27 protein-coding genes are annotated in these 25,345 nt (G+C 61.3%); 21 read left to right on the top strand and 6 right to left on the bottom strand.

Translation table 11 applies throughout. The features are described 5' to 3' along the window. Positions 1-16: 16 nt before the first annotated feature. The 3 genes from F3H98_RS22910 to F3H98_RS22920 are packed head-to-tail and all read right to left on the bottom strand — an operon-like array spanning position 17 to position 2,512. On the bottom strand, positions 17-1,243 hold the full coding sequence (locus tag F3H98_RS22910) for a GNAT family N-acetyltransferase (protein ID WP_149762656.1): 1,227 nt from the start codon (positions 1,241-1,243) through the stop codon (positions 17-19). Positions 1,244-1,296: 53 nt separating this feature from the next. Then, positions 1,297-2,025: a glycerophosphodiester phosphodiesterase gene (locus F3H98_RS22915; RefSeq protein ID WP_149762657.1), complete on the bottom strand. Its 729-nt coding sequence runs from the start codon at positions 2,023-2,025 to the stop codon at positions 1,297-1,299. Between the two features lie 22 nt (positions 2,026-2,047). After that, complete coding sequence (locus tag F3H98_RS22920) at positions 2,048-2,512, bottom strand: RidA family protein (protein WP_149762658.1); 465 nt, start codon at positions 2,510-2,512, stop codon at positions 2,048-2,050. Between the two features lie 140 nt (positions 2,513-2,652). Here F3H98_RS22920 and F3H98_RS22925 point away from each other — a divergent pair, with 140 nt between their 5' ends. Together F3H98_RS22925 and F3H98_RS22930 are read left to right on the top strand one after the other, a co-directional pair. Further along, entirely contained in the window at positions 2,653-3,480 is an 828-nt protein-coding gene (locus F3H98_RS22925) for a cell envelope integrity EipB family protein (RefSeq protein WP_149762659.1), read from the top strand. A gap of 18 nt (positions 3,481-3,498) precedes the next feature. Then, positions 3,499-3,813 carry a DUF4031 domain-containing protein gene (locus F3H98_RS22930; protein WP_149762660.1) on the top strand — a complete coding sequence of 105 codons (315 nt, stop codon included), beginning with the start codon at positions 3,499-3,501 and terminating at the stop codon, positions 3,811-3,813. Positions 3,814-3,870: 57 nt separating this feature from the next. Here the strand turns inward: F3H98_RS22930 and F3H98_RS22935 are convergent, their stop codons facing one another. Next, positions 3,871-5,319 carry an amino acid permease gene (locus F3H98_RS22935; RefSeq protein ID WP_149762661.1) on the bottom strand — a complete coding sequence of 483 codons (1,449 nt, stop codon included), beginning with the start codon at positions 5,317-5,319 and terminating at the stop codon, positions 3,871-3,873. 225 nt (positions 5,320-5,544) lie between these two features. Here F3H98_RS22935 and F3H98_RS22940 point away from each other — a divergent pair, with 225 nt between their 5' ends. From F3H98_RS22940 to lpxB, 14 genes are all read left to right on the top strand, one after another. Further along, positions 5,545-5,781 carry a hypothetical protein gene (locus tag F3H98_RS22940; protein ID WP_149762662.1) on the top strand — a complete coding sequence of 79 codons (237 nt, stop codon included), beginning with the start codon at positions 5,545-5,547 and terminating at the stop codon, positions 5,779-5,781. Positions 5,782-5,973: 192 nt separating this feature from the next. Further along, entirely contained in the window at positions 5,974-6,756 is a 783-nt protein-coding gene (gene rpsB, locus F3H98_RS22945) for a 30S ribosomal protein S2 (protein ID WP_149762663.1), read from the top strand. A gap of 117 nt (positions 6,757-6,873) precedes the next feature. Then, positions 6,874-7,797 carry a translation elongation factor Ts gene (gene tsf, locus F3H98_RS22950; protein ID WP_149762664.1) on the top strand — a complete coding sequence of 308 codons (924 nt, stop codon included), beginning with the start codon at positions 6,874-6,876 and terminating at the stop codon, positions 7,795-7,797. Between the two features lie 154 nt (positions 7,798-7,951). Further along, on the top strand, positions 7,952-8,674 hold the full coding sequence (gene pyrH, locus F3H98_RS22955; RefSeq protein ID WP_149762665.1) for a UMP kinase: 723 nt from the start codon (positions 7,952-7,954) through the stop codon (positions 8,672-8,674). A gap of 47 nt (positions 8,675-8,721) precedes the next feature. Then, on the top strand, positions 8,722-9,282 hold the full coding sequence (gene frr, locus F3H98_RS22960; protein WP_149762666.1) for a ribosome recycling factor: 561 nt from the start codon (positions 8,722-8,724) through the stop codon (positions 9,280-9,282). 31 nt (positions 9,283-9,313) lie between these two features. Further along, positions 9,314-10,033, top strand: a complete 720-nt coding sequence (locus F3H98_RS22965) for an isoprenyl transferase (protein ID WP_149762667.1) — start codon at positions 9,314-9,316, stop codon at positions 10,031-10,033. A gap of 53 nt (positions 10,034-10,086) precedes the next feature. Then, on the top strand, positions 10,087-10,899 hold the full coding sequence (locus F3H98_RS22970; RefSeq protein ID WP_149762668.1) for a phosphatidate cytidylyltransferase: 813 nt from the start codon (positions 10,087-10,089) through the stop codon (positions 10,897-10,899). Positions 10,900-11,019: 120 nt separating this feature from the next. After that, positions 11,020-12,159, top strand: coding sequence for a M50 family metallopeptidase (locus tag F3H98_RS22975; protein WP_149762669.1), 1,140 nt, complete (start codon positions 11,020-11,022; stop codon positions 12,157-12,159). 220 nt (positions 12,160-12,379) lie between these two features. Further along, positions 12,380-14,770, top strand: a complete 2,391-nt coding sequence (gene bamA, locus F3H98_RS22980) for an outer membrane protein assembly factor BamA (RefSeq protein ID WP_149762670.1) — start codon at positions 12,380-12,382, stop codon at positions 14,768-14,770. A gap of 51 nt (positions 14,771-14,821) precedes the next feature. Continuing rightward, the gene (lpxD, locus tag F3H98_RS22985; protein ID WP_149762671.1) at positions 14,822-15,874 is read left to right on the top strand and encodes a UDP-3-O-(3-hydroxymyristoyl)glucosamine N-acyltransferase; all 1,053 of its coding nucleotides are present in this window, start codon (positions 14,822-14,824) and stop codon (positions 15,872-15,874) included. Beyond that, complete coding sequence (gene fabZ / locus F3H98_RS22990; RefSeq protein ID WP_149762672.1) at positions 15,867-16,337, top strand: 3-hydroxyacyl-ACP dehydratase FabZ; 471 nt, start codon at positions 15,867-15,869, stop codon at positions 16,335-16,337. The genes lpxD and fabZ overlap by 8 nt, the downstream gene beginning before the upstream one ends. A 12-nt stretch (positions 16,338-16,349) precedes the next feature. After that, the gene (gene lpxA, locus F3H98_RS22995; RefSeq protein ID WP_149762673.1) at positions 16,350-17,183 is read left to right on the top strand and encodes an acyl-ACP--UDP-N-acetylglucosamine O-acyltransferase; all 834 of its coding nucleotides are present in this window, start codon (positions 16,350-16,352) and stop codon (positions 17,181-17,183) included. Continuing rightward, positions 17,158-18,063, top strand: coding sequence for an LpxI family protein (locus F3H98_RS23000; RefSeq protein ID WP_149762674.1), 906 nt, complete (start codon positions 17,158-17,160; stop codon positions 18,061-18,063). The genes lpxA and F3H98_RS23000 overlap by 26 nt, the downstream gene beginning before the upstream one ends. Next, positions 18,053-19,225 (top strand): lipid-A-disaccharide synthase, encoded by a 1,173-nt coding sequence (lpxB, locus tag F3H98_RS23005; protein ID WP_149762675.1) that lies wholly within the window; start codon positions 18,053-18,055, stop codon positions 19,223-19,225. The genes F3H98_RS23000 and lpxB overlap by 11 nt, the downstream gene beginning before the upstream one ends. Before the next feature lie 43 nt (positions 19,226-19,268). On the opposite strand, the gene hspQ is transcribed toward lpxB, so the two are convergent. Next, complete coding sequence (gene hspQ / locus F3H98_RS23010; protein WP_149762676.1) at positions 19,269-19,601, bottom strand: heat shock protein HspQ; 333 nt, start codon at positions 19,599-19,601, stop codon at positions 19,269-19,271. Between the two features lie 115 nt (positions 19,602-19,716). Here hspQ and F3H98_RS23015 point away from each other — a divergent pair, with 115 nt between their 5' ends. Beyond that, entirely contained in the window at positions 19,717-20,679 is a 963-nt protein-coding gene (locus F3H98_RS23015) for an AEC family transporter (RefSeq protein WP_149762677.1), read from the top strand. On the opposite strand, the gene F3H98_RS23020 is transcribed toward F3H98_RS23015, so the two are convergent. Further along, on the bottom strand, positions 20,656-21,855 hold the full coding sequence (locus F3H98_RS23020) for a UbiH/UbiF family hydroxylase (RefSeq protein ID WP_149762735.1): 1,200 nt from the start codon (positions 21,853-21,855) through the stop codon (positions 20,656-20,658). The genes F3H98_RS23015 and F3H98_RS23020 overlap by 24 nt on opposite strands. 215 nt (positions 21,856-22,070) lie before the next feature. Between F3H98_RS23020 and F3H98_RS23025 the strand changes: the two genes are divergently transcribed. Genes F3H98_RS23025 through F3H98_RS23040 form a run of 4 tightly spaced genes read left to right on the top strand, consistent with a single transcriptional unit; the run spans position 22,071 to position 25,288 of the window. Beyond that, positions 22,071-22,862 carry a DUF2182 domain-containing protein gene (locus F3H98_RS23025; RefSeq protein ID WP_342211629.1) on the top strand — a complete coding sequence of 264 codons (792 nt, stop codon included), beginning with the start codon at positions 22,071-22,073 and terminating at the stop codon, positions 22,860-22,862. Between the two features lie 15 nt (positions 22,863-22,877). Beyond that, a complete protein-coding gene (locus F3H98_RS23030; protein WP_149762679.1) occupies positions 22,878-23,492 on the top strand; it encodes a DUF1326 domain-containing protein in 615 nt (204 codons plus the stop codon). Between the two features lie 17 nt (positions 23,493-23,509). Then, complete coding sequence (pcsA, locus tag F3H98_RS23035; protein ID WP_149762736.1) at positions 23,510-24,307, top strand: phosphatidylcholine synthase; 798 nt, start codon at positions 23,510-23,512, stop codon at positions 24,305-24,307. A gap of 3 nt (positions 24,308-24,310) precedes the next feature. Further along, entirely contained in the window at positions 24,311-25,288 is a 978-nt protein-coding gene (locus F3H98_RS23040; protein WP_149762680.1) for a quinone oxidoreductase family protein, read from the top strand. Positions 25,289-25,345: the final 57 nt, after the last annotated feature.

The raw sequence follows: 25,345 nt of genomic DNA on the forward strand, positions 1-25,345 counted from the left end.
TCAACCTCGGATAGGGTCATTCGCCCGTTTGTAGCGGGCCTTTGCGGAAAGGGCTGTGCGCCTCGAGATAGTCGCCGACATGCGCGACGTCGCGCCGCTCGCGCTTGAGATAGTCGGCGACGGCGTTTCTCAGGCCTGCATGCGCGATGTAGTGGGCGGAGTGCATGGTCACCGGCTTATATCCACGCGCCAGCTTGTGCTCGCCCTGTGCGCCGGCTTCGACCACCTTCAGCTTCCTGTCGATGGCGAAGTCTATCGCCTGGTGATAGCAGACCTCGAAATGCAGGAACGGATGGTCCTCGATGCAGCCCCAGTTGCGGCCATAGAGCGCGTCCGAGCCGATGAAGTTGATGGCTCCGGCGATATGACGGCCGCCACGCTTGGCCATCACCAGCAGGATGTCGTCGGCCATGCGTTCGCCGATCAGCGAGAAGAAACGGCGGTTGAGATAGGGGCGGCCCCATTTGCGGCCGCCGGTATCCATGTAGAACGCGAAAAAATCGTCCCACGCCGATTCTGTCAGGTCCTTGCCTGTCAGCCAGTCGATCGAAATGCCGCAGGAAAGCGCTTCACGACGCTCCTTCTTCAGGGCCTTGCGTTTTCGCGAGGCGAGGGTGGCGAGAAAATCATCGTAACAGGCATAACCGTCGTTGAAGAAATGAAACTGCTGGTCGGTTCGGTGCAGGAAACCCGCCTCCTCGAGCGCTGCAACATCCGCTTGCGGCGCGAAAGTCACATGCGCCGACGAGACGCCGAGTTTGTCGGTCACCGCCTTCAATCCCGAGGCCAGCGCTCTTCTCACCACGTCCGGATCCACACCCGCACGTCGCACCAGAAGGCGAGGGCCGGTGACCGGGGTAAACGGCACCGAAACCTGCAGCTTGGGATAATAGTGGCCGCCGGCACGCTCGAAAGCATCCGCCCAGCCATGGTCGAAAACATATTCACCCTGGCTGTGGGATTTCGCGTAACATGGCACCGCACCGAGCAACGCCCCGTCCGGCGCTTCCAGCCGGAGATGATGGCCCTGCCAGCCGGAGCGGCCGATAGCGCAGCCGGACTCTTCCATGGTTTTCAGGAAATTGTATGAAATGAAAGGGTTATAGCCGTTTTTTGCATCATCTCGCGTGGTTCCCGCAAGACTGTTCCACTCATCTTCCGTGAATGCGCTGATGCTGGCGGCAGCACGGATGGCGTATTCGTCATCGGTCTTCTCCCTACTGCCGTCGCCGTTCCGTTCCATCGACTTTAGATACGTCGCCTATCGCCATGTGCAAGGTCGCAACGCATCGTCGTTCACCCGATCAGCGCCGGATCAGGTTCGAACCCTTCGAAGGTCATCTGGTCGGCCTCGGCGAAGGTTTTTTCCACCATCGGCTGGTCCCGTACGGTCCAGGTGATCACCGGCATGTTCAGCTTGTCGCGCACGAAGGTGATGAACGGGTTGGGCAGGTGCACGACACTGTAGGAAACGAACGAAATGTTGTGGGCAAGCATCGAGAAATGCGCTTCCACCTCGTGCTGCAGGTCGCCCCAGGCGGTCAAGCCGGCAGGAATGTCGGGCATGTGGACCGGAAATTCGCGGATCAACCAATGATCGAAAGACATGATGGCGACCTTGCCCTTGTAGCCCTTGAGCACCTCCGCCACCTTGGCGACCAGCCCGGCATCGTGGCCGGGTATGCCTTTCAGTTCGATGACCAACGGCACGCGGCCGCGCACCAGCGCCAGCAGTTCGGCCAGCGTCGGCACATGGGCATCGGTGCCGCCGACGCGCAGCGCGGCAAGTTCCGCGGCTGTACGTTGCCAGACGAAACCTTCGGTGCCAGTCAAACGCTTGAGATCATTGTCGTGGAAGACGATGACGTCGCCGTCGAGTGTCAGGTGGACGTCGCACTCGATCGCATAACCCTTGTCGACCGCTGCCTGGAACGCGGGGAGGGTGTTCTCCCAGCGCGTTTTGTTCATGTCGTGGAGGCCGCGATGCGCGACCGGGCGTTTCTTCAGCCAGGAAATGCCGCTCATGATTCGTGTCCGACGTCTGCGCTCACTTGGTTTCGATGATGGCTTCGATTTCGACCGCCGCGTTGAGCGGCAGCGAGGCGGTGCCGACCGCGGAGCGTGCATGTTTGCCGGCATCGCCAAGGGCTGCCGCCAGAAAATCGGAGGCGCCGTTGGCAACGAGATGCTGCTCGGTGAAGTCCGGCGAAGAAGCGACGAAAACGGTGATCTTGACCAGGCGCTTGATCTTCTCCAGGTCGCCGAGTGCCGCCTTTGCCTGCGCCAGGATGTTGATCGCACACAGTTTTGCGGCTTCCTTGCCGGCAGCCACGTCGACGTCGCGCCCGAGCAGGCCGGAAACGGCGAGCTTGCCGTCCTTCAGGGGCAATTGGCCGGCGGTGAAGATGAGGTTGCCGGTCTGCATGAACGGTACGTAATTTGCCGCAGGCGCCGCGGCGGCCGGCAATGAGACGCCGAGATCGGCCAGCCGTTTGTCGATTGTATCACCCATCACGTCACCCTGTGTTCTGTGTTTGGTATCCGGAAGGCGCCGAAGGTGCTATTTTTGCCTCGCTTCCGCCATGACTTTTTTTATTGTAGGCCATCTTTGATTGCGGCTGCCCGATGGTCGCGCCGAGTGGAGTCGTTTTCATGCGCGCAACGCGCCTTGCCTTGTCTGCCTTCGCCGCCTCTTCCGCACTGACCGCAATGCCTGCCTTGTCTGCGCCGCTGCTGGCGCCGCACCGCGCCGTTTACGACCTGGCGCTCGACAAGGCATCCGACCAATCCGGCATAACCGGACTTTCCGGCCGCATGGTCTACGAGTTCAACGGTTCGCCTTGCGAGGGTTACACCGTGACCTTCCGTTTCGTGACGCGGATCGACACCGGTGAAACGTCGCAACTGACCGACCAGCAGACGACAACCTTTGAGGACGGTGAAGGCAAGACCTTCTCCTTCGTGACCAAATCCTTCGTCGACCAGAATCTCAAGAAAGAGGTCAAGGGCATCGCGACGCGCGAAAAGTCCGGACTGACCGTCGATATTGAGAAACCCGAGGAGGAAACTGTCGACCTCAAGGCGACCCAGTTCCCGACCCAGCATATGATCGAACTTCTCGATAAGGCAGAGAAGGGCGAGAGTTTCTACGAAACGAACCTGTTCGATGCATCCGAGGATGCCGACACGGTGATGACCACGACGGTGGTCATCGGCAAGCAGGAAAAGGCGGAAGAGGGCGACCCTGAACTGCCGGCGCTCGCCAGCCTGGACAAGGATGCCTACTGGCCTGTCGACATCGCCTATTTCGACGAATCGCAGGAAGGCGGCGAGGAAACGCCGGAATACCGCATCAGCTTTAAGATGCATGAAAACGGGCTGACCCGCGACCTGATGATGGACTACGGCGACTTTTCGATGAAGGGCAAGCTGGTCAACCTGTCGCTCTTCGACAAGCCGAAACCCTGCACACCCAAATAAGCCCGCTGGAAATCGGGCATGGCCGTCTATGTCGACGACGCGATCTGGAACTGGGTCGGCAAGCGTTGGTGTCACATGCTTGCCGACGATGTCGAGGAACTGCACCGCTTCGCGGCTATTCTGGGCGTTCATCGGCTCGTCTATCAGGGACCGCCCAAAACCTCAGCGCCGCATTACGACATAACCGCCTATGAACGGCAGCGCGCCATCGTATTGGGCGCGGTGCCTTGCACACGCGAGCAGATCGTCGGGGTATTCCGTCGGGTGCGCGTAAGCAACGGCAAGGTTCACAAGCCGACTGGAAACGCGCCGCGCGTCCTGGCCAAGTGGTAGGCGCTTTCGCCGTCGCCCCGGTCTGTCGGGGCGGCGGCATAAGCGAGATGGCGTGTATTACGCTCGGTTCATCAACACCGAATGGCGACGGCCATAGAGAAAATAGATCGCCATGCCGATCGCCAACCAGATAATCAGCCGCAACCAGGTGTCGAGCGGCAGGCTGACCATCAGAACCAGACAGAAGAAGATGCCGAGCACTGGCACGAAAGGCACACCGGGTGTCCGGAATGGCCGCGCCACGTCAGCGTCGCTCTTGCGGAGGTAGATCACGGCGCCGCAGACCAGGATGAAGGCGAACAGCGTTCCGATTGCAACCATATGGCCGAGTGTTTCAATCGGGGTCAGTGCTGCAACAATCGCTACTACACTGCCGATTATAAGCTGGCTTTTCCAGGGCGTGCGCAAGGTTGGATGCACCTGGCTGAACAGCGGTGGCAACAGACCGTCCTTTGAAATGGTGAAGAAAATGCGGCTTTGGCCATAAAGCAGAACCAGGATTACCGTCGTCAGACCGGCAAGTGCGCCGACCTTGATTAGGATGGAAAACCAGGTCAGGCCGGTGATGTCCACCGCCTTCGCAATCGGGTCGGCAACACCGAGCTGGGAATATGGCACGATTCCGGTCATAACCGCCGAGACAGCGATGTAAAGCAATGTACAGATGATCAGCGATGCCAAGATGCCGATCGGCAGATCACGCTGCGGGTTTTTCGCTTCCTGAGCCGCGGTTGAAACCGCGTCGAAACCGATGAAGGCGAAGAACACGACGCCAGCCGCGCGCATGACGCCGCTCCAGCCAAACTCGCCGAAATCACCGGAATTGTTCGGTATGAAAGGTTGCCAATTGTCGGCGTTGATGTACCGCACGCCGACTAGGATGAACGCGAGTACTACCGCCAACTTGACCACCACCATGATGTTGTTGAGGCGGGCCGATTCCTTGGTGCCCATGATCAACAGTATGGTCAGCAAGCCGATAATGGCGGCGGCGGGCAGATTGACGACGCCATAAATCACCGTGCCGTCAGGCAATGTCTCGGCAACCGTGCCTGGTGCAGACGCAAACTGTGCCGGGATGTCGATGCCTACATTGTGTAGTAGGCTGCGGAAATAGCCTGACCAGCCCACCGCAACGGTCGCCGCGCCCATCGCGTATTCGAGTATCAGGTCCCATCCGATGATCCATGCAAATAGTTCACCGAGCGTTGCATAGGTATAGGTGTAGGTGCTGCCCGAGACCGGCAACAGCGCGGCCAACTCTGAATAGCACAAGCCGACGAAAGCACAGGCAAGGCCGGCGAGAGCAAAGGACAAGACGACCGCCGGGCCTGCATTGTTAGCCGCCGCGGTGCCGGTTAGAACGAAAATACCGGCGCCGATGATACAGCCGATGCCGATAAAGGTAATGCTAAGCGCCCCCAGGCTTTTCGAAAAACCGGTATGTTCGATATCACTGATAATCTCAGCGATCGGCTTTCTGGTCATCAAACCAGTCATTGCCATTGTGTCCTCCTCCTTGTTCGGCGGGCGGGACAGTCAAGAGTCCGGCCCCCCTATCCACGATGCAGAAGGCGCCGGCGAAATGAGCGCAACGGAACTCCTGATCCGCACGTCCCAGTTGTCCATCCCGAAATTTTGGACGATCGGATAAAAATGATACAACCATGAAAAGAGCCGACGAGTCGAGTTCAACCACAGCCGGCTAACTTAATTTCCGGAAATCAACTGTTGTCGCGCAATCGTCATACCGCGGTTGGGCTTGTCGAAGCGTTTGGAAAATTGCGGCCGCCACGGTTGCACTCCGATACGGTCGATGTCGCCATGGAAGCGCGCGGGCTGGCGCCCGGCGGCGCTCGCACTGTCATCGCCACGCCGGCATTCGGGCCGGGCGACGCGGTTTTTGTCGTCCTCGCACTGGGTACATTGGCTGTTTGTTTTGCGGCAGTAGCCACATCGCCCGGCTGAGCAAACACCCGGGCGCGGCCCGATAGGCAGGCAGCGCTTGCTTTCTTGCAGCGCAACATCTATATGCGCGCTCATTCCACACACGGACTTGGTTTCCGACCGGGAGAAATCCGGAGGCGACCGCCGGTGGCGAGACGGGAAGTCCCGATATCGTCGATGTCCGTGGAGGCCAACCGGAAAGGAAAGAAAAGAATGGCTCTGCCAGATTTCAGCATGCGCCAGCTTTTGGAAGCTGGTGTTCACTTCGGCCACCAGACCCACCGCTGGAACCCGAAAATGGCGCCCTACATCTACGGCGCCCGCAACAACATCCACGTCATCGACCTCTCGCAGACCGTGCCGCTGCTGCACCAGGCGCTGAAGCAGGTTTCCGACACCGTCGCCAAGGGCGGCCGCGTGCTGTTCGTCGGCACCAAGCGTCAGGCTTCGGAAATCGTTGCCGACGCCGCGCAGCGTTCGGCTCAGTACTACGTCAACTCCCGCTGGCTCGGCGGCATGCTGACCAACTGGAAGACGATCTCGAACTCGATCGCCCGTTTGCGCAAGCTCGACGAGATGCTGGCCGGCGAAGCCCAGGGCTTCACCAAGAAAGAGCGCCTGAACCTCGACCGCGAGCGCGAGAAGCTCAACAAGGCGCTGGGCGGCATCAAGGACATGGGCTCGACGCCCGACCTGATGTTCGTGATCGACACCAACAAGGAAGCGATCGCCATCCTCGAGGCCAAGCGCCTCGGCATTCCGGTCGTCGCCGTGATCGATTCCAATTGCGATCCGGACAAGATCGACTTCCCGATCCCGGGCAATGACGACGCGCAGCGCGCCATCTCGCTCTACTGCGATCTGATCGCCAAGGCGGCGCTGGACGGCATCGCCCGTCAGCAGGGCTCGCTGGGTGTGGACATCGGCGCCTCGGTCGAGGCTCCGGTCGAGCCGACCCTCGACGAGACCCCAGCCGGCGAAGCCCCGGCCGCTTGATCCTGAAGGCCGACCGGCCTTCACATTAATCCTGGACTTGGCGCGCTATAGCGCCTGCGACCGGCGCATCATCGAGTTTCGGTGGTGCGCCCTCGTATTTCGAACAAAGAGGCGACAATGAGCATTACGGCAGCACAGGTGAAGGAACTTCGCGAGCTCACCGGCGCGGGCATGATGGACTGCAAGGCAGCCCTCAACGAAACCAACGGCGACATGGATGCCGCGGTCGACTGGCTGCGGAAGAAGGGTATCTCGAAGGCCGACAAGAAGGCGAGCCGCACCGCGGCGGAAGGCCTGATCGGCGTCGATGCCGGCCTGCGCGAGGCGGTCGTGGTCGAGGTCAATTCCGAGACCGACTTCGTCGCCCGCAACGATGCTTTCCAGGAGATCGTGCGCAACGTTGCCAAGGTCGCGCTTGCACATGGCGGCGACCACGCGAAGACGTCGGCTGCGAAATACCCGCACGGCGACAAGTCGGTCGCGGACACCATCAAGGATGCAGTTGGCACGATCGGCGAAAACATGAGCTTCCGCCGTTCGGCGCGCCTCGGCGTCGAGCATGGCGTTGTCGCCACCTATGTCCACAACTCGGTCGCCGACAACCTGGGCAAGCTCGGTGTGCTGGTTGCCATCGAGACGACCGGCGATGCCAATGCCGCAAAAGCGTTCGCACGCCAGGTTGCCATGCACGTGGCGGCCACCAACCCGCTGTCGCTGACCCCGGAAGAGGTCGACCCGGCAGCCGTCGAGCGCGAGAAGGCGATCTTCTCCGACCAGGCCCGCCAGTCCGGCAAGCCGGAAGCCATCATCGAGAAGATGGTCGAGGGCCGCCTGCGCAAGTTCTATGAGGAAGTCGTGCTCTTGAAGCAGGCCTTCGTCATGAACCCCGACGTCACGGTCGAAAAGGCGCTGAAGGATGCCGAGAAGGACATCGGCGCAGCGGCCAAGATCACCGGCTTCGTTCGCTTCGCTCTCGGCGAAGGCATTGAGAAGGAAGAGACCGACTTCGCAGCGGAAGTCGCGGCCGCTGTCAAAAAGTAAGACGCTTCAAAAGCTTCTACAGATTGTGTGAAGGGCACCGCGTGACATCGCGGTGCCCTTCGTGTATCGCAAGCCGAATTTCCCGAGCATTCGTCGGCAACGCTGAACCCAGCGATGCGTTGGCGCAGCTGCGAGACAGCGAGACGAGGACACGATGACGGCAACCCCAATCTACCGGCGCGTATTGTTGAAAGCTTCCGGTGAGGCCCTGATGGGCGAGCAGGGGTTCGGCATTGACGTTTCCGTCGTCGACCGCATCGCCGGCGATATCGCCGAAGCGCGGGCGCTGGGCGTCGAGGTCGGGGTCGTCATCGGCGGCGGCAACATTTTTCGTGGCGTCGCCGTGGCCTCGAAGGGTGGCGACCGGGTCACCGGCGATCACATGGGCATGCTGGCGACCGTCATCAATTCGCTGGCGCTCAGGACATCGCTGGTCAAGATGGGCGTCGATGCGGTGGTGCTTTCGGCCATAGCCATGCCGGAAATCTGCGAGAGTTTTTCACAGCGCCAGGCGACCGCCTACATGGATGCGGGGAAGGTCGTGATCTTCGCCGGCGGCACCGGCAATCCGTTCTTCACCACCGATTCGGCTGCGGCGCTGCGGGCCGCCGAAATCGGCGCCAATGCTCTGTTCAAGGGCACCCAGGTCGATGGCGTCTATTCGGAAGATCCGAAGAAGAACCGCAATGCGACGCGCTACGACCGCATCAGCCACGAGGACGTGTTGAAGCGCGGCCTGTCCATCATGGACACTGCGGCAATTGCGCTTGCGCGCGAAAATCACATCCCCATAATCGTCTATTCGATCCACGAAAAAGGCGGTTTCGGCGACATTTTGAAGGGCAAGGGCCACTGCACCGTCGTCGCGGATAGCTGAGGCGCGCGGTACGGGCAGCACGAGAAGAACTGACAAGGAGACAAGCGATGACGAACGGCGTTGATTTCAAGGATCTGCAGAGGCGCATGGACGGCGCCATCAACGCTTTCAAGCACGACCTCGCGTCGCTCCGCACCGGCCGCGCCTCGAGCAACCTGCTCGATCCGATCCAGGTGCCGGCCTACGGCAGCACGATGCCGATCAACCAGGTCGCGACCGTGTCGGTGCCGGAGCCGCGCATGATCTCGGTGTCGGTGTGGGACAAGTCGATGGTCGGCGCCGTCGACCGCGCCATCCGCGAAGCCAATCTCGGCTTCAATCCGATCATGGACGGCACAACGTTGCGCATTCCATTGCCCGAACTCAACGAGCAGCGGCGCAAGGAGCTGGTCAAGATCGCGCACAACTATACCGAAAACGCCAAGGTGGCTGCCCGCCATGTGCGCCGCGATGGCATGGACAGCCTGAAGAAGGCTGAAAAGGACAATGTCATCAGCGAGGATGACCACAAGGTCCAGTCGGATCGCGTACAAAAAATGACCGACGAGACGATTTCGATCATCGACAGCTTGCTTACGGAAAAGGAAGCCGAGATCATGCAGGTTTGACGCGGGCCGCCGGGGGCTCGGGAGCCATTCGATGACAACGCCTGCGCATGTCGCGATCATCATGGACGGCAATGGCCGCTGGGCCAAGGCGCGCGGCCTGCCGCGCGTCGCCGGGCACCGCGCCGGCGTCGAGGCGCTGCGGCAGACCGTGCGGGCCGCCGGCGAGTTGGGGGTATCCTGGCTGACCGTATATGCGTTCTCCAGTGAAAACTGGTCGCGGCCCAAATCGGAAGTCAGCGACCTCATGGGTCTGCTCAAGCTTTTCATCCGGCGTGATCTTGCCGAATTGCATCAAAGCGGCGTCAGGGTCCGTATCATCGGCGACCGCAGCGGCCTCGAAGGCGACATAAAGGCGCTGCTTGAGGAAGCCGAAACGCTGACGCGCGGCAACTCCGCGCTCAACCTGGTGATCGCTTTCAACTACGGCTCGCGCGACGAGATTGTCCGGGCGGCGCGCAAGATCGCCGCTGCCGCTGCTGCTGGCGACGTCACGCCCGAAGCCATCACCGCCGAATCATTCGCGGCATTGCTCGACACGGCGGAAATTCCCGATCCCGACCTGGTCATCCGCACCAGCGGCGAGATACGGCTGTCGAATTTCCTGCTCTGGCAAGCCGCCTACAGCGAATTCGTCTTTCTGCCGTGCTTCTGGCCGGATTTCGGCCGCGCGCATCTTGCCGAGGCGCTGCAGGCCTTTGCCGCGCGCGAGCGCCGTTTCGGCGGTGTCATCGCGCACGGCGCCGCGTCATGACTGGCAGCGCCGAAGTGCCGCCTGGCAAGGCGGGCAGCGGACAATCCAGGCAAATGAGCAATCTTCAGCTGCGTGTCGTTTCGGCGGTGGTCCTGGCAGCCATCGTGCTCGGTCTCACCTGGGTTGGCGGCTTACCATTCAGGCTTCTCGCGGCGGCTATGGCATGCGTCATCTTCTATGAATGGACGCGCATGTCGCGGACGCGAGCTGCGGCAAGCCTCGGATTTCTCCCGGAGGCCTTGATGCTTGTCTGCGCGGGCGCCGTCGTCGGGGGCGCTCCAGCCTGGGCGCTTATGCTGTTGATCGCGGTTGCGGTGGCAATCCTGCTGTTTGCCGCTCAGATGCGCGGCGCAGGACAATGGGAGCCCGCCGGCCTCGCTTACGCCGCTCTTTCCGGCATTTCGCTTGCGCTGCTGCGGGACGACGACAGCGGCGGGTTCTGGGCGATCCTGTTCCTCTTCGCCGTCGTCTGGGCAACTGATATCTTGGCCTATTTCGTCGGCCGGGCTTTCGGTGGGCCAAAGCTGGCGCCGTCGATTTCGCCTGGCAAGACCTGGAGCGGCGCTCTCGGCGGAGCGCTGGGCGGCGTCATCGCCGGGGTCATTCTGGTTGTTTTTGCCGGCGGTAGCGTCTCGGTTGGCCTGATTCTCATCGCCTTGTTGCTGTCGGCCGTCTCGCAGGCCGGCGATCTCTTCGAATCATGGGTGAAGCGGCGCAACGGCGTAAAGGACTCCGGAAACCTGATTCCGGGTCATGGTGGCGTCATGGATCGCGTCGATGGACTTGTCGCGGCGGCTTTTGCCCTGTACCTGATTGGCTGGGCTTTTGGCGGGGATCACCCAGCAGGTGTGCTGTTTTCCGTCTGACAGGTAATAAAACCACAATGACCGCGGTGTTATCCCATCGACACGGGTGCGCCATGGATTTGCCGGCATTGGCGCGGGTAGTATCTGCGCTTGCTTCCGGGCTTTGACTGAGGACGTATCTTGACGGATTTTCTCGCTTCGATCGTTGGTTCGGAAAGCCTTCTGGTCGGCACCGTCATCCCGTTTCTTTTCGTGCTTACCGTCGTCGTCTTCGTCCACGAAATGGGCCACTACCTCGTCGGGCGCTGGTGCGGCATCGGCGTCAACGCGTTTTCCATAGGATTCGGACCCGAGCTTGTCGGATTTACCGACCGGCGCGGTACACGCTGGAAGCTCTGCGCCATCCCTCTGGGCGGTTACGTCAAATTCGTCGGAGACATGAACGCGACGAGCACGCCCGACGCCGAGGAGATCGACAAGCTTTCGCCGGCCGAGCGCCGCATCGCATTCCACACCCAGCCGGTCTGGAAGCGGGCGCTGACCGTGGTGGCCGGGCCAATGTTCAATTTCCTGCTGACGATCGCGGTTTTCGCGGTGTTTTTCTCGGTCTACGGCCGCGTGGTCTCCGAACCGATGGTGGCGGAAGTTCGCGCCGGTACTCCGGCGGCGGCCGCCGGCTTCATGCCCGGCGACCGATTCGTCACCGTGGATGGCCACCAGATTGAAACCTTCGACGATGTCCGGCGCTTTGTCTCGGGCCGCACCGGCGATCCGCTGGTCTTTGTCATGCTGCGCGACGGCAAGGAGATCGAGCTCAAGGCGACGCCTGAAGTGATGGAGCAGGAGGACGCGCTCGGCAACAAGGTCAAGGTCGGCGTCATCGGCGTGGTCAACAGCCAGGAACTCGGCCAGCCCCGGATTATCACCTACAGCGTGCCGGGCGCGCTCGCCGAAGCAGTGCGCCAGACCGGCCAGAGCCTTGAGCGCATCGGGAATTTCCTGAAGCGGTTCGCAGTCGGTCGCGAGGACAAATGCCAGCTCGGCGGGCCGATCAAGATTGCCAAGATGTCAGGGCAGGCGGCCAATCTCGGCTTCGAGATGCTGGTGCAGCTCGTGGCCGGGCTTTCGCTGGGGATCGGATTTCTCAACCTTCTTCCCATTCCCCCGCTTGACGGCGGCCATCTTGTTTTTTACGCCGTCGAGGCTGCTATCGGGCGTCCGGTATCCGAGCGGGCGATGGAGATGGTCTATCGCGTGGGGTTTTTGATGGTACTCGGCTTCATGGGATTCGTTTTCTGGAACGATCTCTTTGGATGTTGAATTTATGAAAGAAATGGGCTTCGGGATGACCCGGATTGAGACTGCGTTTACCATCACGGCGGATATGCGTGACCCGAATGTCACGCTTCGGGCTTTAGTAAATACAAATTAACCAGAAGCCTTGCGTGTAAGGAAAATCTGGCTAATACGGTATGCTTCTGGTACCGCGACGTCCGGATTTCTCGCCGTGGGGACTACGAGAAAAGGCTTTGAGAACTCAATGAAGGCAGCTTCCAGTTTTATGAGCGCCGCTTCGGCGGTGGCTTTATCCGCAGCGCTGGTCGTTCCCGGCGCGGTTGCGGTGCAATTTGTTTCGGTTTCTGTCGCTCAGGCCGCCGTAGTTAGCAGCATTGAGGTGCGGGGTAACAAACGCGTCGACGCGGAGACCATCCGCAGCTATCTCGGCATTACGCCGGGCAAGTCTTTTTCGAATGCCGACATTGACGAGGCGGTGAAGCGGCTGTTCGGCACCGGCATGTTCTCGGATGTCCGCATCAACCAGTCCGGCTCGACCCTGGTGGTTCAGGTCGAGGAACATTCGATCGTCAACCAGGTGCTCTTCCAGGGCAACAAGAAGATCAAGGACGCCCAGCTGGCGCAGACTGTTCAGCTGAAGCCGCGCGCCGCGTTCTCGAATTCGGCGATGGAAGCCGATGCCGACGCGATCCGCCAGGCCTACAGCCGGATCGGCCGCGATGACGCCGTCGTCAACACGCAGGTCATGGATCTCGGCGAAGGCCGGGTCAACGTGGTCTACGAGATCACTGAAGGCGGCCGCACCAAGATCGCCCGCATCGATTTCAACGGCAACAACGCATTCTCCGATCGCCGCCTGGCCGATATCATCTCGACCAAGCGTTCGACGATTCTCTCCTTCCTGCTGCGCGACGACGTCTATGACGAAAATCGCCTGCGCGCCGACGAGGAGGCGCTGCGTCGCTTCTACTTCAATCGAGGCTATGCCGATTTCCAGGTGATCTCGGCAACCGGCGAACTCAACGAATCGACGAATGAATACGTCGTCTCGATCACCGTTGACGAAGGCGAGCGTTATACGTTTGGCGACGTTTCCGTCGAAAGCACCATTGAGGGCGTCGATGGCGAATCGCTCCGTTCGCTGGTGCAGACCAACTCTGGCGCCGTCTACAGCGCCAAAGAGGTGGAAGACACCATCATCGCGCTTACCGAGCACGTGGCCGGCCTCGGCTATGCCTTCGCTCAGGTGACGCCGCGCGGCGACCGCAATTTCGAAAACCGCACCATCTCGGTCACCTATACGATCGACCAGGGTCCGCGCACCTATGTCGAGCGCATCGAAATCCGCGGCAATGCGCGCACGCGTGATTATGTCGTGCGCCGCGAGTTCGACGTCAGCGAAGGCGACGCCTTCAACCAGGTTCTGATCCAGCGCGCGAAGAAGCGGCTGGAAAGGCTTGGATACTTTGAGACCGTCGAGATTTCGACGGCTCCCGGCTCTGAGCCGGACCAGGTCATTCTGGTGGTCGACCTCGTGGAGAAGTCCACGGGTGAATTCTCCATCGGCGCCGGCTATTCGACCGGTGGCGACACGGCCGGTCCGTCGATCGAAGGTTCGATCACCGAGAAGAACTTCCTCGGCCGCGGCCAGTACATCAGGCTCTCGGCCGGTGGTGGCGAGAATTCACGCGATTTCATGCTGTCGTTCACCGAGCCCTATTTCCTCGGTCGCCGCATTGCTGCCGGCTTCGACATCTTCCGGCAGACGCGGCGTTACAACAACTACGAGAGCGAAACGAACGGCGCGACCGTGCGCTTCGGTTTGCCCATCACGGAAACCCTGTCGACGCAGATCGCCTACAACTACTCGGAAGAAAAGTACGAGTTCCGCGACAGCTGTCTTGATGATGGCGGCACGCCGCAGGTTCCAAGCTGTAACGTCTCGCAGGCCATCATCGATGGCGTGGCCAACAGCCCTTGGACGAAGTCGTCGGTGAGCGGCACGCTGCTCTACAACACCATTGACGATATGAAAAACCCGCACGCGGGCCTCTACGCGACGTTCACGACTGAGTTTGCCGGCCTGGGCGGCGATGCGGAATATCTGAAGCTGACTGGCCGTGGAACGTATTATTACACGCTCTCCGAAGAGATGAACCTTGTGAGTCTTCTCACCGCAGGTGCCGGCCATATTTCGCCTACAGGCGGCAGCGATCTGCGTGTGTTCGACTACTTCAAGAGCAGCGATCGCATAATCCGCGGTTTCGAGTACAACGGCATCGGACCTGCTGCCGCGCTGTCGAACGGCGATTTCGATCACCTCGGCGGCAGCACCTACTTCAGCGCTTCAGCCGAAGTGCAGTTCCCGGTTCCGGTCATCCCCGAGAGCTTTGGCCTGAAGGGAGCGCTCTTTGCCGACGCCGCCACGCTCTATGGCAACGATGTTCGCAACTCGACGGACGGCCAGCTTTCCGCGACTGCATCGCGTGATCTGGAATGGCGTGCATCCGTGGGTGCCGGCCTTATCTGGGCGTCGCCGTTCGGTCCGTTGCGCGTCGATTACGCTGTGCCAATCAAGAAAGAGGACAGCGACGAAGAGCAGAATTTCAATTTCGGCATCTCGACCCGCTTCTAGGCGGTCGAGGCTGTGCTTCCGGGCCGTTCTGGCCCGGAAGAAAAGGCTCATATGACAGATCCGGTCTTTTTTGCGCCGTCACGCCGGTATTCCACCGCTGAGATAGCCACCCTGACCGGTGCCGAATTGCTTGATCCCGCTCAGGCGGACGTGATCGTCACCGATATTGCATCCGTCACCGTTGGTGGCGAGGGAATGCTTGTGTACGTCGACGGCAAGCGAAATGCCGGACTGCTCGAGGGCCGGGTCGCCGCGGCGATTCTCTGCACCGCCGATGTCGTAAAGTCGGTGCCGCCCGGCATCGCGATCCTCGTTACGCCCAAACCGCAATTGGCTTTTGCCCAGATCGGCCGGCTTCTGCATCCAAATGCAGCCATTCCACGGTCCCTGACCGGTGAAACCGGCGTGTCGGAGAGGGCGCACGTTTCCAAGGATGCACGGATCGAACCCGGCGCCATCATCGAGGCCGGCGCCGCCGTCGGACCGGGAGCTTCTGTCGGGCGGGGTACCATCATAGCCCCCAACGCCGTCATCGGCGCTGGGGCGCAGGTCGGCCGCGACTGTTTCATCGGCCCGGGGGCAAACATCCAGTATGCCCTGGTTGGCAACCGGGTGATCGTTCACGGCGGCGCGCAGGTCGGTCAGGACGGTTTCGGCTTCGTCGGGGGAGCGCGCGGTCCCGAGCGCATCCCGCAGATCGGCCGCGTCATCATCCAGGACGACGTCGAGATCGGCGCCAATACCACTGTCGACCGCGGCGCCATGGCCGACACCATCATCGGCGAAGGCACCAAGATCGACAATCTGGTGCAGATTGCACACAATGTACGTATCGGGCGTGGATGCGTTATCGCTGGTCATTGCGGTCTCTCGGGGTCGGTGACCCTCGGCGACTTCGTGATGCTGGGCGGACGCGTCGGTATCGCAGATCATATTTCGATCGGATCGTTCGCGCAGATTGCGGCTTCATCCGGGTTGATGCATGACGTTCCGCAAGGCGAACGCTGGGCTGGGTCCCCGGCGCGCCCCATGCGTGATTTTTTCCGTGAAGTTGCCGCCATCCGCGGCCTGACCAAACCCAGGAAGGGCGACGATAATGGCTGACAATGCCGCAACGGTTCTGGAGACGGTTGACATCATGCAGCTGATGAAGCTGCTGCCGCACCGCTATCCCTTTCTGCTTATTGACCGCGTCGTCGAGATCGACGGGGACAATTCAGCGGTCGGCATCAAGAACGTGACCGCCAATGAACCGCATTTTCAGGGGCATTTCCCCGAACAGCCGGTGATGCCGGGTGTGCTCATCGTCGAGGCGATGGCGCAGACCGCCGGAGCGATCTGCATCAAGACAGCCGGGATGGACAGGCCGTCGCTGGTCTACTTCATGACCATCGACAACGCGAAGTTCCGGCGTCCGGTCGTGCCCGGCGACCAGCTCAGAATTCACGTCAAGAAACTGAAGCAACGGGGCAATATCTGGAGATTCGCTTGTGAGGCCAAGGTCGATGACGCCAAGGTCGCGGAAGCCGAAATTTCCGCGATGATGTCCCCCAAGCAGTCCGGCTGACCGGCGACGTCGATGCAAGCAGAAACTTTCATTCATCCGATGGCCGTGGTGGAATCCGGCGCCAGGCTCGGGGCAGGGGTTCGCATCGGACCGTTCTGCCATGTCAGCGCCGACGCGGTCCTGGGCGACAACGTCGAGCTGGTCAGCCACGTCTCCGTCTTGGGCGCTACCGACATCGGCGAGGGCTGCAAGGTCTTCCCGCAGGCGGTGCTGGGTGCTGCGCCGCAAAATCTCAAGCATCGCGGCACGCGCACGACGTTGACGATCGGCAGGAACACCACCATCCGTGAAGGTGTCACGATGCATGTCGGTTCGGACACCAACCATGGCGCGACGAGCGTCGGCGAGAACGGCTATTTCATGGCCTATTCGCATGTCGCTCACGACTGCATCATCGGCAACAACGTCACGCTTGCAAATGGCGCGATGCTGGCCGGTCACTGCGAGATCGGCGACAATGTTGTGATTGGGGGGCTGACGGCCGTCCATCAGTTCGCGCGCATCGGCAACAATGCCTTCCTGTCCGGATGTTCGGCCATTCCCGGAGACGTGATTCCGTTTGGCTTCGCGCGTGGCAATCTTGCCAAACTGCGCGGCCTGAATGTCATCGGCATGCGGCGTTCGGGCATGTCGAAATCCGACATCCAGCTTGTACGCCAGGCCTACCGCACGATCTTCGACCGGTCGCGAACCATGGCCGAAAACCTCGAAATCGCCCGACGCGATTTCGCCGGTTCGCCGGTCGCCATGAGCCTGGTCGAATTCCTGTCCAAGCGCGGCACGCGTTATTTCGTGACGCCTCCTCTCGACGATGCTGGCGATGACGGCACCGATGGCGACGACTGAGGTCGGCCGTATCGAGCTCGGACCGACGGATCGCATTGCGCTGATCGCCGGCAGCGGGCAACTGCCGGTTGATGTGGCCGAAGGGCTGGCGAAGGCCGGCAAACCGCCTTTCGTGATTGCCGTTGGGGGCCAGGCGGTCGAGCCCGCCGCCTTCCAGCCATATGAGCATGTGACGCTTCCGCTCGAAGCGCTCGGCGATCTGGTCCCGCTCCTGAAGCGTAACCGCATCACTCATCTGGTGCTTGCGGGTGGCGTGTCAAACCGCCCGAATCTCCGCCGCATCAAATGGAGCCTGTCTCTGCTCAGGTTCCTGTCCAAGCTCGTCTATATGCTCGCGAAAGGCGACAACGCATTGCTGAGCGCTTTGGTTTCGCATCTTGAGAAAGACGGCTTCAAGGTGGTGGGCGCGCATGAAATCGTGCCCGACCTTCTGGCGCGGCAGGGCGTCCTTGGCAAAACGCAGCCGTTGGCCGCCGACTGGCGCGACATCGATGCGGCGCTGGAAGCGGCACTCGCCATCGGTCGGCTCGACATTGGCCAGGCCGCGATCGCGGTGGGTGGCCGGGCAATCGCGCTGGAGGGTGTCGAAGGGACCGACGCGTTGCTCGAGCGCACGAAGGGCCTTCGAAGCAATGGCCGCATCGCAGGCATCAAGCGTGGCGTTCTGGTCAAGTGCGCCAAGCCCGGGCAGGAGTTGCGAGCCGATTTGCCGACGATCGGACCCAACACCATTGAACGCGCGCACGCCGCCGGTCTGGCTGGCGTGGCGGTCGAGGCCGAGCGGGCGCTTGTTCTCGAATTCGGCAAGACCATTGATCTTGCCGACAAGCTCGGTCTCTTTGTGATCGGTCTCGACAAGGTCGCAAACGATGAGCGCTGAACGTCCCCTTCGGATCGCAATCGTCGCCGGGGAAGAGTCCGGCGACCTGCTTGGCGCCGACCTCATCCGGGCGCTCGAAACCGCTCGCGGCGGCGCCGTCGAACTGATCGGCGTCGGCGGGCGCCACCTCCAGGTTCTCGGTCTGAAATCGCTGTTCGATCCCGCCGCGATCGCGCTTATGGGCGCTTCGGCGATCGTCAGGGATCTGCCGCGGCTGATCGCGCGCATCCATTCGACGGCCAAAACGATAGCGGATGCTGAGCCGGATTGCCTTATCACCATCGACAGCCCGGAATTCACCTTGCGCGTCGCCAAGAAAGTGAGGGCAAGGAACCCGAAGATCCCGATCATCCACTATGTCTGCCCGAGCATCTGGGCCTGGCGTCCGTCGCGGGCAGCGGAAATGCAGCCCTATGTCGACCATGTGCTGTGCGTGCTGCCGTTCGAGGTCGACGAATTGAGAAGGTTATCCGGGCCGCCCGGCACCTATGTCGGTCACCGCCTGACCTACGACACCGGCATCCTGCACGCCGCCCGCCACCAGTCCGAACGCCAGAAACCCTCGTCTCAGGACGAAAAAACGCTGCTCGTGCTGCCCGGCTCGCGCAAGAGCGAGGTGAGGGGGTTGCTCGGCGCCTTCGGCGAGACGATCGACATTCTGCGGCAGCGCGGCAATCGGCTGCGGCTCTTGATCCCGACGGTGCCGCATGTAGCCGAACTCGTCGAAGCCGAAACCGCGAAATGGCCGCAGCACCCGGAGATCATCCTCGACCCCGCCCGGAAATGGCAGGCTTTCGGCGAGGCCGACGCGGCGCTCGCCGCTTCCGGCACCGTGTCGCTGGAACTCGCGCTGTGCCGGGTGCCGCTGCTCGCATGCTACAGGGTGGACCGGCTGATGCGGCTGTTCCTGGGCCTGATCACCGTCTGGTCGGCATCCCTGCCCAATCTGATCGCCGACAGGGCAGTGGTGCCCGAATATTACGACTTTTCAATTCGGCCGGGCATGCTTGCGCGGCAGATCGAACAGTTGATGACCACGGACAGCGATGCCCGGCGCCTGCAGTTGAACGGCTTCACCGAGATCAAGAAACGCATGACGACCATGCGCAGGCCGGGTGCGGTCGCCGCAGACGTCGTACTCGGCTATATCCAAGCGAAATGAGTGGGCGAGGCGCGCGGCAGCGGCGTTTCATTCTCGCCCGTCGTCAGTGATGGATTTTGGCCTTGGGCGCGTAGCTGCCGTCGGGCGCCCTGTCGAACATCTCGCGCAGCTGAGGGTGGCGGACCGGCTCGCCGGTCTCGTCCTCGAGCAGGTTCTGCTCCGACACATAGGCGATGTATTCGGTCTCGGAATTTTCGGCGAGCAGGTGATAGAACGGCTGGTCCCTGCGTGGCCGCACGTCAGCCGGGATCGCCTCGTACCATTCCTCGGTGTTGTTGAACTGCGGGTCGACATCGAAAATGACGCCCCGGAACGGAAAAAGCCGGTGGCGAACCACCTGGCCGATTCTGAATTTTGCAGTCTTCACGTCGTTCATCTTAAACCTCTCGCGCTATTTGGCGCAGCCGGCTCAGCATTTCAATCCCGTACGCCTTGACGCGCTGTTCAACAACGCGATAGCGCGGCTGAAAGTTTTACCGCTGGGATAGAACATGACGGACGTCATCGGCCTCGTACTGCCGTTCTTCGGGCTCATTTTCCTGGGTTTCGCGGTGGCGCGCATTACCCGGCAGCCACTCGAAGCGCTGGGCTGGATGAACACGTTCATCATCTACGTGGCGCTGCCGGCGCTGTTTTTCCAGCTTCTCGCCAAGACGCCGATCGAGCGCCTGACCGAGTGGAGCTATATTTTCGGTTCGGTGTTTTCCACCTTCGTCATCTTCGTGCTGATGTTTTCGATCTCTGTCGCCGTGGCGCGCGGCGCGATTGCCGAAGCGACCATCAAGGGCCTGGCCGCGGCTTACGGAAACATCGGCTACATGGGGCCGGGGCTGGCGCTGCTTGCCTTCGGCGAAGAGGCGGCGGTGCCGGTAGCGCTGATCTTCTGCTTCGAGAATATCATGCATTTCGCTATCGCGCCGATGATGATGGCGCTGTCCGGCGGGGAGAAAGCGCCTCCGGGCGTATTGGTGCTAAGCGTCGTGAAGAAGATCGCGCTGCATCCTTTCATCATCGCTACGGCAATCGGGGTTTTCGCCGCGTATTTGGAATTCCGGCCGCCGATGCCGGTCGAGCGCCTACTCGATTATCTGGCGCGCGCGGCAGCACCTTGCGCGCTGTTTGCCATGGGCGTGACCCTGGCGCTGCGTCCGCTCAACCGGGTACCGCACGAACTCGGGCTGATCGCGGCGCTGAAACTCGTCCTGCATCCGCTGCTTTGTTACGTGGTGCTGAGCTGGGTCGGCAAGTTTTCCGAGATATGGCTGTTTTCGGCAGTGCTGCTTGCCGCACTGCCGACCGCCACAAACGTCTTCGTCATTGCCCAGCAATATGGTGTCTGGGTGCAGCGCGCCTCGGCAAGCATCCTGCTGACCACGGTTCTCTCCGTCGGCACGGTGACGGCGCTTCTCTACATGATCAAGACGGGCATTCTACCGCCGGATCTGTTTCCGTAGATCGGAAAAGACCGAACGCAGGCCGCTGCCCGTGCGCAGCCCTTCGCGCATGAACAGCGCGCGCAGCGGCGCAAAGCCTCCAAGCACGGTCAGCCCGGCGCTGCGCAGCAACTGCGCGGGGATAACATTCGACAGCAGCGACAGGTTGAGCAGGTTCACCGCGCCAGTGCGGGCAAAGATATCCGGGCGGCGGCGACGATCATAAGCGGCAAGCGCTCGCTTGAAACCTGGATCATCGACGTTTTCGGAAGCAATACCAATAAGTTCCTGCACGTCCCTGATGCCGAGGTTAAGCCCCTGCGCCCCAATGGGCGGGAAGATATGCGCGGCTTCGCCTATCAACGCGACGCGGTTCTGGGCAAAACGTGCCGGCAGGCCCGCCGACAGCAGGTAGACCTGGCGGCCGGGTTCGACCGTCACGCGTCCAAGCATCGACTGCATGCGGTCTTCGACGCGCCGCGACAGTTCGGCGTCGTCCAGCGCCGACAGTTCTTCGGCTTCGGCCGGCTTGACCACCCAGACAAGGCTCGACCGCTCACCCGGCAGCGGCACCTGCGTGAACGGGCCGGTCTCGGTATGGAACTCGGTGGATGTGTCGGCGTGCCCACGAGCATGGGAGAACGTCAGCACCAGCGCCGCCTGTTCGTAACGGTGCATCGTGGTGGTGATTCCGGCGGCCTCGCGCGCCGCCGAGCCGCGCCCATCCGCCGCGACGGCAAGAGCTGCGGCGACAGCGGTTCCATCGTCAAGATGTGCGGTGACGTTGTCGTCGGCGATATCCCAGCGTGTCACCAGGGCTTTGCGCCAACCAATATTCGGCTCAGCGACCACCGCGTTTTCCAGCGCATCACTTAAAACTCCGTTCGGGATGTTCAGCCCGAAAGCCTGCTCGCCGATTTCACTGGCACGGAAGGTGACAACCGGGCTGCGGATCAGCCGTTTCGTGGCGTCGACGATACGCATGACGCGCAGCGGCGCCGTTTTCGCCCGAATCGGCTCGATGACGCCGAGGCCGTCGAGAAACTGGATCGCCGGATTCATCAGCGCAGTGGTGCGCCGGTCGTCCTTGCGGATCTCTGGGCCGATCAGGGTGATGGCGAAGCCGGCCCTGGCGAGGCCGAGTGCCGCGATCAGGCCGGCAGGCCCGGTTCCGGCGACGAGGATTTGCGGTGGCATCGATGTGTTCAAGGCAATGACCGGCAGTTGCACCGCATGGCGGCGCTGGAATACGAACAACGCTGCGTATATGGCAGCATGAGTGCGTGTCATCAACGCGGCGTTTCATCCCAACGGGCATCATGGCCGACGATAACGGCAGTTTCGAGAATCTCGACCGGGCAGGGCAGGTAACCGCCAGTGTCGTCCGGCGCCCCCGGTTCGCCGTCAATCTGGTGCTGGCGCTCGCCGTCTCGCTGTCCTGGTTTGTGCTCATAGCGATGTCGGTGCGCAGTGCGACGGTTGCGCCGGGCGAAAGCGGGCCCGGCGCTGAACTCCTGCCTTCCATGCCGTTTCCGTTGCCGGCATTTCTCGAGCAATTCCTGCAATTGTGCCTGACGCCAAACCCCGTGGGCGGATCCCTCGCCAGCTACGCCGCGCTTTCGCTGATGTGGTTTTTGATGGCTCTGGCGATGATGCTGCCGTCGGCTGCACCGATGATCCGCACCTATTGCGAAATCGCAGACACCGCGCGGGCAAGGGGCGAAAAGGTGGTGCATCCGCTGGTTCTCGTCGCGGGTTATCTCCTGGTCTGGCTCGTCGCCTCGCTGGGCTTTGCCGGGCTTTCGCTGGGGGTGCAGGCGATGGCGGCAACGCCCGCGCTCACACCCGTGCAAGGCATGGCCGGAGCTGCGGCGTTGATTGTTGCGGGGCTTTACCAGTTCAGCGGGCTGAAGGAGGCTTGCCTCAAGAAATGCCGCAACCCATTCACCACACTGTTTTCCCGCTGGAGCACGCGTCCGTCCCGCATCTTCCGGCTCGGCATCGATCAGGGTGTGTGGTGCCTCGGCTGCTGTTGGGGGCTGATGCTGGTGATGTTTGCCGCCGGGCTGATGAACGTGTTCTGGATGGCGTTGCTTGCGCTGTTTACCACCGTGGAAAAACAGGTTGATGGCAGGTTTCCCGGCCGCGTGGCGGGTGCAATACTGCTTGTATGGGCGGCGGCGCTGCTATTAATCTCCGCCTGAGACGAGGGACGTAGGATGAAAGAGCAGAGCTGGGCGATGAAGGGGGAACTCGTCCTCTCCTGCAATTGCACGGTTTTCTGCCCATGCGTGCTGTCGCTTGGCGGCCATCCGCCGACCGAAGGTTATTGCCAGACCTGGGCTGGCTTTCGCATCGATGCCGGTCATTTCGGAGAGGTCGATCTTTCCGGCCTCAATCTCGGCCTGATCATGGAAATTCCGGGCTATATGAGCCGCGGCAACTGGACAGCCGGCCTGTTCATCGACCAGCGCGCCTCGATTTACGCCGTGAAGGCGATCAGCAAGATTTTCACCGGCAAGGCCGGCGGCACCACCTCGCTTTTGTCGATCCTGGTCGGCAAGTTCCTCGGTGTCGAACAGGTGCCGATCACTTACGAGACAAAGGACAAGACTCGTGTCTTCCAGATTCCAAAAATCATCGACGGCGCCATCACGCCCGTTCCCGGCAAAAGCCGCGATGCAGACACCGTGATCAGCAATTCGGAATACTGGATCGCGCCTGAAATCATCGTGGCGAAGTCCGACAAGAGCAGGCTGAGGGCCTTCGGTCGCAACTGGAATTTCGCCGGACGCTCGGCTGAGATCTGCAAGCTTGATTGGCGCGGCCCGTGAGCAAGCGCTCAGATGCCATGAAAGCTGGCAAAAAGCTCGCCGACCGCATCCCGCGGCCGAAAAAGAAGGTGACCTGGCCGCAGGCGAGGGCGTTTTCCGTTCATCTGCTGACGGCCTCCGGCTCGTTTCTTGCATTCCTGTCGCTGGTGGCGGCAAGCGAAGAGAGCTGGACGTTGATGTTCCTGTGGCTCGGACTGGCGCTGTTGGTGGATGGCATTGACGGGCCCATCGCGCGCAAACTCGACGTCAAGGAAGTTTTGCCGACCTGGTCGGGCGAACTCCTCGACAACATCATCGACTATGTGACCTACGTCATCATTCCCGCATTCGCGCTCTACCAGCGCGGCTTCATGGGTGAGGGGCTTTCGTTCCTTTCAGCGGCGATCATCGTGGTGTCGAGCGCCATCTACTATGCCGACACCGGAATGAAGACGAAGGAGAACTTCTTCAAAGGGTTTCCGGTGGTCTGGAACATGGTGGTGTTCACTCTGTTTGTCATCGAACCCGGGCAATGGGTGTCCTTCGCCGTCGTGGTGATCGCTGGTATTCTCACCTTCGTACCGATAAATTTCCTGCATCCGGTGCGCGTGGTCAGGCTGAGGCCGCTCAATCTCGGCGTGACGCTTCTGTGGTGCGCTTTCGGCGCGCTGGCGCTCGCGCAATCGGCGATGGCGCAGTTCTACAATCAGATCGGCGTGCTCGGCGAGCACGTCAGTGTGGTGACCAAGATCGGCATCTCTGTCACCGGCATCTATCTCTTCGCCATCGGCGGCATCATGCAGCTTTTCCCCACTCTCGGCCTGAAGAAGACCTGAACCATGTCCAAAGCCATCCAGATTGCCGCCCATGGCGGTCCCGAAGCGTTGCGTTATGTCGATGTGGATCCCGGCACGCCCGGCAAGGGTGAGGTGCTGATCCGCCATGCGGCGATCGGGTTGAACTTCATCGACGTCTACTACCGCACCGGTCTCTATGCCGCGCCGAACGGCCTGCCGCTGATCCCGGGCGGCGAAGCCGCCGGCGTCGTGCTCGAACTGGGGGAGGGCGTCTCGGACCTCAAGGTCGGCGACCGCGTCGCTTATGCCGTGGGTCTTGGCGCCTACTGCGAGCAGCGCACCATCGCCGCCGAAAAGCTGGTGAAGGTACCCGACGGTGTTTCCGACGAGCAGGCCGCTGGCATGATGCTAAAAGGCATGACAGCCGAATATCTCCTGCGGCGGACGTTCAAGGTGAAGCCTGGCGATACGATCCTGTTTCACGCAGCCGCCGGCGGGGTAGGGCTCATTCTCGGCCAATGGGCCAAACATCTCGGCGCCACCGTCATCGGAACCGCCAGTTCCACCGAAAAGATCGAACTCGCCAAGGTGCACGGCTTCGATCATGTCATCAACTACCGCGACCGCGATTTCGTCGCCGATGTGAAGGAAATCACCGGCGGCAAAATGTGCGACGTCGTCTACGATTCGGTCGGCAAGGATACATTCCCCGGCTCGCTCGATTGCCTGAAACCGTTCGGGCTTTTCGCAAGTTTCGGCCAGTCGTCGGGTCCGATCCCGCCGTTTAATCTGGCGCTGCTTGCCCAAAAAGGCTCGCTCTATGCAACGCGGCCGACCTTGTTCGTCTACAATGCCAAGCGCGAAGCTCTGGTAGCCTCGGCCGAGGCACTGTTCGACGTGGTCTCGCAAGGCATCGTCAAGATCAAGATCAATCAGCGTTTCCAGTTGAAGGATGCAGGCCAGGCGCACGCCGATCTCGAAGCGCGAAAAACCACGGGAACGACAATTCTTCTTCCTTGAGTTTCCGCTGAAATTCTTGAAGCTCTTTCAAGATGACCCACGCTTTGCGTTGTGTGG

This window comes from Neomesorhizobium albiziae, from assembly GCF_900114255.1.
Lineage (GTDB): Bacteria > Pseudomonadota > Alphaproteobacteria > Rhizobiales > Rhizobiaceae > Neomesorhizobium > Neomesorhizobium albiziae.

Coding starts and splice junctions, on each gene's coding strand:
- F3H98_RS22910 (WP_149762656.1), bottom strand. CDS start 1,243: ATGGAACGGAACGGCGACGGCAGTAGGGAGAAGACCGATGACGAATAC.
- F3H98_RS22915 (WP_149762657.1), bottom strand. CDS start 2,025: ATGAGCGGCATTTCCTGGCTGAAGAAACGCCCGGTCGCGCATCGCGGC.
- F3H98_RS22920 (WP_149762658.1), bottom strand. CDS start 2,512: ATGGGTGATACAATCGACAAACGGCTGGCCGATCTCGGCGTCTCATTG.
- F3H98_RS22925 (WP_149762659.1), top strand. CDS start 2,653: ATGCGCGCAACGCGCCTTGCCTTGTCTGCCTTCGCCGCCTCTTCCGCA.
- F3H98_RS22930 (WP_149762660.1), top strand. CDS start 3,499: ATGGCCGTCTATGTCGACGACGCGATCTGGAACTGGGTCGGCAAGCGT.
- F3H98_RS22935 (WP_149762661.1), bottom strand. CDS start 5,319: ATGGCAATGACTGGTTTGATGACCAGAAAGCCGATCGCTGAGATTATC.
- rpsB (WP_149762663.1), top strand. CDS start 5,974: ATGGCTCTGCCAGATTTCAGCATGCGCCAGCTTTTGGAAGCTGGTGTT.
- tsf (WP_149762664.1), top strand. CDS start 6,874: ATGAGCATTACGGCAGCACAGGTGAAGGAACTTCGCGAGCTCACCGGC.
- pyrH (WP_149762665.1), top strand. CDS start 7,952: ATGACGGCAACCCCAATCTACCGGCGCGTATTGTTGAAAGCTTCCGGT.
- frr (WP_149762666.1), top strand. CDS start 8,722: ATGACGAACGGCGTTGATTTCAAGGATCTGCAGAGGCGCATGGACGGC.
- F3H98_RS22965 (WP_149762667.1), top strand. CDS start 9,314: ATGACAACGCCTGCGCATGTCGCGATCATCATGGACGGCAATGGCCGC.
- F3H98_RS22970 (WP_149762668.1), top strand. CDS start 10,087: ATGAGCAATCTTCAGCTGCGTGTCGTTTCGGCGGTGGTCCTGGCAGCC.
- bamA (WP_149762670.1), top strand. CDS start 12,380: ATGAAGGCAGCTTCCAGTTTTATGAGCGCCGCTTCGGCGGTGGCTTTA.
- lpxD (WP_149762671.1), top strand. CDS start 14,822: ATGACAGATCCGGTCTTTTTTGCGCCGTCACGCCGGTATTCCACCGCT.
- fabZ (WP_149762672.1), top strand. CDS start 15,867: ATGGCTGACAATGCCGCAACGGTTCTGGAGACGGTTGACATCATGCAG.
- lpxA (WP_149762673.1), top strand. CDS start 16,350: ATGCAAGCAGAAACTTTCATTCATCCGATGGCCGTGGTGGAATCCGGC.
- F3H98_RS23000 (WP_149762674.1), top strand. CDS start 17,158: ATGACGGCACCGATGGCGACGACTGAGGTCGGCCGTATCGAGCTCGGA.
- lpxB (WP_149762675.1), top strand. CDS start 18,053: ATGAGCGCTGAACGTCCCCTTCGGATCGCAATCGTCGCCGGGGAAGAG.
- hspQ (WP_149762676.1), bottom strand. CDS start 19,601: ATGAACGACGTGAAGACTGCAAAATTCAGAATCGGCCAGGTGGTTCGC.
- F3H98_RS23015 (WP_149762677.1), top strand. CDS start 19,717: ATGACGGACGTCATCGGCCTCGTACTGCCGTTCTTCGGGCTCATTTTC.
- F3H98_RS23020 (WP_149762735.1), bottom strand. CDS start 21,855: ATGCCACCGCAAATCCTCGTCGCCGGAACCGGGCCTGCCGGCCTGATC.
- F3H98_RS23030 (WP_149762679.1), top strand. CDS start 22,878: ATGAAAGAGCAGAGCTGGGCGATGAAGGGGGAACTCGTCCTCTCCTGC.
- pcsA (WP_149762736.1), top strand. CDS start 23,510: ATGAAAGCTGGCAAAAAGCTCGCCGACCGCATCCCGCGGCCGAAAAAG.
- F3H98_RS23040 (WP_149762680.1), top strand. CDS start 24,311: ATGTCCAAAGCCATCCAGATTGCCGCCCATGGCGGTCCCGAAGCGTTG.